The organism is Paenibacillus alginolyticus DSM 5050 = NBRC 15375 (assembly GCF_000422905.1).
GTDB classification, from domain to species: domain Bacteria; phylum Bacillota; class Bacilli; order Paenibacillales; family NBRC-103111; genus Paenibacillus_E; species Paenibacillus_E alginolyticus.
The window spans coordinates 1-8,471 of record NZ_AUGY01000169.1 but is presented as its reverse complement, the minus strand read 5'-3'; the positions used below and the strand labels follow the sequence as shown (position 1 = coordinate 8,471).

Annotated in this window: 4 protein-coding genes and 1 pseudogene; 1 reads left to right on the top strand and 4 read right to left on the bottom strand. The window is 54.0% G+C overall.

The window, feature by feature from the left end; translation table 11 throughout:
• Positions 1-1,550: DEAD/DEAH box helicase family protein (locus G519_RS52735; RefSeq protein WP_244280344.1), on the bottom strand; the 1,550-nt coding region annotated here is incomplete at its 3' end.
• A gap of 3,587 nt (positions 1,551-5,137) precedes the next feature.
• Positions 5,138-5,479 (bottom strand): TnpV protein, encoded by a 342-nt coding sequence (locus G519_RS52730; protein WP_084160521.1) that lies wholly within the window; start codon positions 5,477-5,479, stop codon positions 5,138-5,140.
• Between the two features lie 298 nt (positions 5,480-5,777).
• On the opposite strand from G519_RS52730, the gene G519_RS52725 reads away from it, so the two are divergent.
• Positions 5,778-6,014: a hypothetical protein gene (locus tag G519_RS52725; protein ID WP_244280343.1), complete on the top strand. Its 237-nt coding sequence runs from the start codon at positions 5,778-5,780 to the stop codon at positions 6,012-6,014.
• Between the two features lie 386 nt (positions 6,015-6,400).
• Here the strand turns inward: G519_RS52725 and G519_RS46445 are convergent, their stop codons facing one another.
• Together G519_RS46445 and G519_RS51185 are read right to left on the bottom strand one after the other, a co-directional pair.
• Complete coding sequence (locus tag G519_RS46445) at positions 6,401-6,841, bottom strand: hypothetical protein (protein ID WP_051254046.1); 441 nt, start codon at positions 6,839-6,841, stop codon at positions 6,401-6,403.
• 39 nt (positions 6,842-6,880) lie between these two features.
• A pseudogene (locus G519_RS51185) lies at positions 6,881-8,471 on the bottom strand (DUF5704 domain-containing protein); the annotation flags it as partial.

Below are 8,471 nucleotides of genomic sequence, written 5' to 3'. Positions count from 1 at the left end.
TCGCGCGGACGCCAAGGGCAATCAAGGTCGTGAAGGGCAATCAGCTTCGTTTGCACGTTCGTACCCGCCCCCATCTTGAATGTCGATCCGAGCAGGACCCGAACCTGCCCACTGCGTACTTTGGCGAATAGTTCTTTCTTCTTAACTTCCGTATTAGCGTCATGAATATAGGCAATTTCTTCAGGCGGTATGCCCTTATCCATCAGTTTACGCCGCAGCTCGTCGTACACGCTGAAAGTGCCATCCTGTTTCGGAATAGATAGATCGCAGAACACCAGTTGCGTGAGCCGCTCTTTCAGACTGTCCGTCCAATGCTGGTAGACGTTGTCCGCGCAAGCGCTGACCTTGCTTCCTTCGTCGTCGGGGAGCATCGGATTGGCCAGCCGCTGATCGAGCGCCAATTTGCGTCCGTCATTGGTGATCGTCAACATATTGTCCTCGTGCGGCTCCACTTGCTTCGCTCGCACCCGTTCGGCGCGGCGGGCGAGATCGGTGACCATGTCGCGTTGGAACTCGCTTGGCGGCACAGCAACATTGTGGAAGTGGGCTTTTGGAACCGGAAGCTGGAGCATGTCCGCCGTCTGAATATCTGCCACTTCCTTAAAGACGTTCATCAGCTCCGGCAAATTGTAAAAACGAGCAAACCGGGTTTTCGCCCGATAGCCCGTTCCCTCCGGCGCAAGCTCTATCGCTGTGACGGTTTCGCCGAATGTGGATGCCCACGCATCGAAATGCTGCAAGCCTTGCCGCTTGAGCCGCTCGTATTGCAAGTAGCGCTGCATCGTGTACATCTCGGTGATGGAGTTGGAGATCGGCGTACCCGTCGCAAAAATGATGCCCCGGCCTTCGGTCAACTCGTCCAGATAGCGGCATTTGGCAAACATGTCCGACGACTTTTGCGCTTCGGTTTGCGACAGTCCGGCCACATTGCGCATTTTCGTATAAAGAAACAAGTTCTTGTACGAATCGGCTTCGTCCACGAATAGCCGATCTACGCCCAATTCCTCGAAGGTAACGACATCATCCTTTCTACTGGTGTCGTTCAGCTTTTCCAGCTTGATTTGCAGCGTCTTTTTCGTTTTTTCAAGCTGCTTGATTGCATACCGCTCGCCTTTGGCTTCCTTGAGTTCCCGGATACCGCTTGTAATTTCCGAGATTTGCTCATACAGTTGCTGGCGCTGCCGATCCGTCGAAATCGGAATTTTTTCAAACTGAGAATGGCCGATGATAATCGCATCGTAATCGCCGGTGGCAATCCGCGCGCAAAACGTTTTACGGTTTTTCGTTTCAAAATCCTTTTTGGTCGCCACCAGAATATTCGCCGACGGATAAAGCTGCAAAAACTCCGCCGCCCACTGTTCGGTCAGGTGATTGGGTACAACCAGCATGCTCTTGTTGCACAGCCCCAAATGCTTACTTTCCATAGCCGCGGCGGTCATCGCGAACGTTTTGCCCGCACCGACACAATGCGCGAAAAGGGAGTTACCGCCATACAACGCCCTTGCAACCGCATTGATCTGATGCTGGCGCAGCCGGATTTCCGGGTTCATCCCGGTGAATCGAATATGACTGCCATCGTATTCGCGAGGACGAATGGCGTTGAACCGGTCATTATACAGCCGCGTAAGCCGTTCGCGCCGCTGAGGATCTCGCCATATCCAGTCGCGGAATGCTTCTTTCATCATCTCCTGCTTTTGCTGGGCGATGGCCGTTTCCTGCTTGTTCAGGACGCGCTTTTCCACGCCATCTTCATACACAGTGTCAAATATGCGCACGTCCCGCAAATTCAGCGTATTTTCAAGAATCTTGTACGCATTGACGCGGTTTGTGCCGTAAGTAACGTTTGCCTTAATATTGTTGCTGTGGTCATCGCTTTTGCCTTTGACGTTCCAGGCAGCCGTATATTCGGAATACATCACGTTAATGTAGGTCTGGTACATCGGCGGCGTGTCCACAAGTTCAAACAGGAATTGCCGAACGTCTTCCGGCGGCAGCCAGATTGCCCCCAAGCGGACATCAATTTCAGAAGCATCCAGGTCTTTCGGCTGCACCGCTTCAAGCGCTTTGACGTTTTCGCTGTAACGTTCAGCATCATAGGCCGCAAATTGTCTGGCCATACGCAGCTTCTCCCGCACGTTGCCGGATAAATACGCATCTGCCGTTTCAAAGATCGGTTGATCGGTTTCATCCCGATTTTCGGGATTGGGAAAGATGACGCCGCGTAGTTCCTCCATTAGTTGCTCTTCCGTCGAGCCGGTTAATTCCGCCATATACGGCAGATCGACACGGGCTTTAGCGCCGATAGAAACGGCAAGCGCCTCCGAAGCCGTATCCACCTGTTCCACGTTGGTGCGTTGCCGGATGGTGCGTTTGGTGAACATATCCGCCTTGCGCAGCAGCCGTCCTTCTTCGTCTACGATTTCAAGCGAACAGAGCAAGAAGTAAGAACTATCATCCGAAAAAGCAAGACTGTTGGCGCGGCTGTTTATCAGGCCATATTGCGTTGTAAACCGGTCATACTGCGCATTCAGCTTGCGCTGCTGCTCCCGAATCATCTCATCGCTGTAGTCTTCGGTTTGATACTCGATCAACTCGCGCACGGTATCCCGTAGCTGAATCATCCCTTTGATGCGGCCTGCTGCCGTCGCGGAAGTGTCCACGCGCCGCATGCGGCTGTTTTCCCGAAAGTAGATGTGACCGTCCACCAGCGCAAAGCTGAAATTGCGGACAGACGGGTCAGCAGGGAGGGAAGGTTCTTCCTCCTCCGGCTGGTCTTCCCGTTCCAGCTCCACCCATTCGGCATGGATGTTGGACAATGCTTCGCGTAGCACTTCATCCAGATTGGCGTCCGGATAGGGCTTGCAGGTCGTTTCCTGCCGGTTGCCGTACATCCGGTCGTCAAAGGCCATTGTGCCAAGCACCATGTCGGGATGGGCGACGAAGTAGCTATTCACCGGCACGCCGTCCACTGTCTCGGCAAGTGAAAGCCATGCTTCGGTTTGCTCACTGACTGTGACCATGCGATCTCGTTTTTGCAGAAATAAAATGTCGGCGGTCACTTCGGTTCCTGCATTGGCCAGAAACGCATTGCTCGGCAGACGCACCGCACCGAGCAGTTCGGCGCGCTCCGCAATATATTTGCGTACCGCAGGGTTTTGCTTGTCCATCGTCCCTTTGGACGTAATAAAGGCGATAATGCCGCCCGGACGCACTTTGTCCAGTGTTTTTGCAAAAAAGTAATCGTGGATGAGAAACTTGTGCTTGTCGTAACGTTTATCTGCCACACCATAACCGCCGAACGGCACATTCCCAATGGAGAGATCAAAGAAACTGTCCGGCAAATTCGTCTGTTCAAAGCCGCTGACCGCAATCGACGCTTGCGGATAAAGCTGCTTGGCGATGCGGCCCGTAATGCTGTCCAGCTCCACGCCAAACAGCCGCGAGTCTTGGAACGACTCCGGCACCAGCCCGAAGAAATTGCCAACACCACAGGACGGCTCCAAAATATTGCCACTGCGAAAGCCCATCGTTTCCAGACAGTCGTACATCGCCTTAATGACGGTCGGCGATGTATAGTGGGCGTTCAGCGTTGACGCGCGAGCGGACGCATATTCATCCGGCTCAAGCAAATCCTGCAGTTCCCCATATTCGGCTGCCCACTGCGTGTTCGTTTCGTCAAATGCCTGCGGAATGCCGCCCCATCCGACATAGCGAGCCAGCACCGCCTGCTCGTCCGCTGTCGCTTGCCGTTGCTCCTGCTCTAACTTGTTCACCAGCCGAATCGCTTCTGTGTTCCATTTGAACTTCGTTTTTGCGCCGCCATGCCCCAGTTCGTCGTCCGTAATCCGGTAGTTGACCGCCGGGACAGACGGATGGACTCGCGCGGGACGGCTGACCTCGGGAGCAGGTGAAAGGGCAGCGTCTGATTGTGATATGGGCACTGGCCCATCCGTCACCAAATCGCCCAGAGGACCCGCATCTTTTACTTCTTCCCATGCCGCCTCGTCTGCCAGTTCCGGCTCCCGCTCTCCGGTAATCAGATGATCGTTCAGTGGATTTTCGCGCAGCATACGCTCAAAATCCCTGCGATTTAATTCTTTGATAAACAGAGGGAACTGCCGATCTTGCAAAACAACCGTTCGTAGCTCCAGCTGCACAATTTCATATTCGTCCGCACCGATCCAGACGGTGCTGCCTACGTCATAACCGTAATGCGCCCGTTCCCGATTCACCGGCATACGCTCCGGTTCCGCTTGCACGTCCGGTTGGGAAAGCCCCTCCGATGACGATGCATCCGGCTGCGGCAGATCGTGCTTCGCCATTTCCGCCACTTGCCGCCGCCGCTTTTCCTCCTGTTCCTCCGCGAAGGCGGGCAACCGCCCGGCTTCCTGCCGGTTCAAGTAACGCCCAGCTGCCAGCAGTTCGCCGATACGTTTCTGCACGTTCATCCACGTCAGCACCACCTGAGTATCCGGGTTCATGATGGAGCCGCGGGTCAGCGTAATGCCCTTGCTGTCATAATTCATATGAATATCCGTGCCGATCAGGGCAGGGAGACGCCCGCCGATCCCGTATTCCCGTTTGAGGAAATCGGCGTTCTCCTGTGCGGACAGCGACTGCTGGAAATGCAGCGCAATGCGATACTTGCCGTTTTCAAAACCGCTGCCGTTTTGCAAAATGGCGTCAATGACCGCTTGCGGCATGAAAAAAGCGGAGGCTTTTGCGTCCTCCGCTTGTTCCATCCACAGCGTCTGTTGTTCGATGGATGGTTCTGTCCTTCGTGACAAGTCAAATTCATTTAACAGCATCATGCTGGCGATATGCCCGGCGATGACACCCCAATCGTAAAAGCTTTGCGCCGTGCGTTTATCCGCCGTACCCGTCCACAGATGCAAAACGTTGAGATACGGTTCAAACCCAGCCTGCACGCCTTCATCCAGCGTCAGTTCGGTGATGCCTATCGGAAACAAACCGCGCACATACAACAGGCGCTCGCGCCCATTCTCATGGGCATTGAAAAAGGATTCAATATCCGCTTTGCTCTCCCGAAGTGGCGCGGCTCGGAGCATGTCATTGATGATGGCTTGGTCATGAAAAAACGGAAGACTTCGGTCCTCCGCTTCACGATCAAACCATTTTAATGATAAATCAGTTCCGTGAGAATCAATTCCTCCGCTTGTTGCTTCAGGTTGTTCATGTGTCCCGTCCAAGCCAGCGGATCGCTCGCCTTGTCCGGTGCCGGGCGAGATATGAGCAGTTCCTGGATCGTCCGGTCGATCTGCTCCCGCGCTGTCCGGTCGATGTCCGCCAGATGCTGGTTCAACTGCTCCGACAACATCAGATGGGCGTATATGCCCTTCCGCTCGGTTTTCAGAAACGTCTTGCGCATCATCCCGTACTTCCCGATGGTCGTCTCTGCTACGCTTAGCGTCAGGTTGGGCAGTAGATAATCCCCTTGCGGCGAATAGGTCAGTTCCATGCTCATCCTTCCTTTCTTGTCGAGTAGCTTCATTGTGCAGTAAGGAATCTGGTCTTGCAAGGGTATGAAACGATTTCCCCTCATTCGTTCGCTGTGCATTCCGGCGCAACGCCTGGACGGTCGATTCAATTTCCCGCAGCATCATCTCGGACACATCGCTGATCGCCGCGCCCAAGTGGGACAGCGCAGGCAGCGTGTTAAAATAACCAATGCCGGACAAATCCTCGATGCTGATGTATTGTGAGGGATTCAACACGCAACGGGTCATCGTCATGTAAGCGACAGCTGTTTCAGCTGTTTGTTTGAACAGCAATTCCACATGCGAAATATCCAGGTCTTCCAGCAAACTGTGTTCTCGATCTTTCACCAACTCCGCCACGTAATCGGCGCTGTTGTCATCCACCGCATTCCGCGCAGCGGCGAGGAACGCAGCAGGCAGATCCGCTTGAGGTTTGATTTCATTCGACGCGCCGAACGCATTTTCCAGCGTCTCGATCACGTGAGCCGTGTCGCTGTCCTGCAAGCGCCAAAGTGACACCTGCGGCTGGCGTCTGCTCTCTGTATCCGATACGTCAAACACATGGCGCAGACTCAAGTGGTTGCCCCGATCTTCGATCAGGGCAATCCCTTTTGCGCCGCGTTTGACCCAGCGATACAGCCGTTTGTTCCAAACTTCAATCGGCGCGCAGGCCGTCGCATCAGGACGTTGGGCGTAAATCAACAGTTGATCCTGAAACGGATATTTATAGTTCCAGGCCGCCGACCGCAAAAAATCCGCCCAGAGGTCAGGCTGATTCGTCACCGTGCGAGCCGTACTGGCAGCCAGTTCGACGATGCGCTGCAACTTGGCTGTCATGTCACACCTCCCTTACAGAAACTAATTTGATTGAGGTCGTTCATAGACTTCCTCTTCAGCAGACGCTACCGCTTCGGCGATCGTTTCGACAAACGATCCGGCCGGACGTAGCAGTACAGATGGAAATTGTAGTCTCCTACATGCGGGAAACAACGCAGGTAATACCGATGGCGCTCCGTTTGAAAACAAAAGCCGTATACGCCGGAATACCACGCTCCCGATAAACGGGCCTCCGGATGCGACAGGCAAATACGGTGCATCTGACTGCGGTTTTGAAGCAATCCTTGCTCCGTCAATGCCTGCACCACCTCATCCAGTTCTGCCCGGAAAGACGGCGTTTTGAGCGCTGGCTCATCCTCGAACCAGGTTGACCAGAACGTCTCGCCGCTGCTGCCAAAATAACCTCGCAGATGTCCGATGCATCCCCGTTCTGTATCCTTGTCCATCGGAGCGGAATAAAAATAGGCCGCTTCCTCCGAAGCGGCCGCTTGCAATCTTTCCAGCATATTCTTTTCCTCCCGGCTGGTAGTGAAATGAACTATCCTTTAATGGGTTCCCCCTGTGCCATAATCGTCGTAGCTGGACAAATTAGCATGATAGAAGATTACGTCGCCATACCTTAACGAAAACGTCACGCCGTACGGATCGATGAGGCTGCGCTGAAACCCTTCCATTTGCCATTGGTTGTTCAGCGGTCCGTAAATATACTGCAAATGAGAATGGTTTAAGTCCCGGTTGCGGATCGTTTCCAGATTGAAATTGACGATGATATATCCGTCCTTTAAGAAAATTGGCGACTTGTCATACAGCCTGTTGTTCCGACCATATTCCGCCAAGTTAAAACCTTTCGGCACCACATATGGCGCGGCGGGCAAACTGTACTCGGCATACCACTTTTGCACCGAAGCGTTGGCGCGGGCCGCATTGATGCCGGAAGGTACGTTCATACTGCCGACAAACGTCCGAAGCTGCGGCGGCAGCAGCATGATGTCGTAGCCGCCGACATACGTTGGCTTCTGCGCATCCTTCATATATTGATCGATAAACGTCTGTTTGGCTCCCGGCGAACCGTTTAACGACCAAAGGGTCGCGGCGGTATCGGTCAACTCCTGCCTCGGCACATTGCGCAGACGAGCGTCGAGCGTCACATACCGTTTCTCAACATCGTCGCCGGAGCCGATGCGAATAAACCGCTGATTGCCCGAATGGTAATAAAGATCGACCTCCTGCCGGGTCTTCCCCTTGCTGTCCACAAAATAAAACGTCGGTGTAATGCGGATGCCGTCGCCGGCGCTGAACATGTTGCCTTTCGTCATGACTTCAAATTTGAAATGATAGCCCGTTTTGACCGCAACGTTTTTCTTGCCGCTCTCCGGGTGACTGCCTTGACGCACCGGCAGCACGTATGGAGGGGTATTGCCGCGCGATGCGCCGTCAATGCCTTTCGTCCCAACCCAATAGGCGTTTCCTGTCGGCTTCGCGCTGCCCTTTTGGGTACGGAACACCGATTCCCAGGCAAAATCGGCAATATCGGTGATGCGGAAGTCATAGAGACGGCCGATCACTTCCACCGGAACCACCTGCGTAGCCACATGGTTGGACAAGTCAAGATTGGCGTTCATCTGGGATGTAAAGGAAGCTGGACTGTTCTCGGCAAACGTTCGAAATAACACGTTGTAATTGCCCTCATCCACCCAAACGGGCAAAAAGAAGGTCGTTTGCATCTGTCCGACCGGGATGGACACCCACGTTTCTTTCGGGACGAACGTCGTGCGATCCGCCTTAAATACATCGAACGGAAACCAAACCTGTTTGTCTCTCACGTACTTGGCATAGTCCCGATTGCCGTAGCCCTTGATGTCCTTATGCTGGCCGTTTGTCGGAATCGTCACGGTGAAGGGCCGGTCTAAAATGAGCGCCGATCGTCCGGCAGTCGGTTGCGTCTTCTGGTTGTGGGCCTGATCGTCAGACACCGCAGCATAGTTCACCACCGGCGAATGCACGGTCACCGGATTGATGCCGCCAATGGGATAGGTTTTGTCCCCACCGCCGCCGATGCCTTTAATTAGGGAATACGATATCGTGCCGGTGCTTGGCTGATTCGCTTTGTTCATTTTGGAAGCGTCGATGAGATAG

Coding starts and splice junctions, on each gene's coding strand:
- G519_RS52730 (WP_084160521.1), bottom strand. CDS start 5,479: ATGGAACTGACCTATTCGCCGCAAGGGGATTATCTACTGCCCAACCTG.
- G519_RS46445 (WP_051254046.1), bottom strand. CDS start 6,841: ATGCTGGAAAGATTGCAAGCGGCCGCTTCGGAGGAAGCGGCCTATTTT.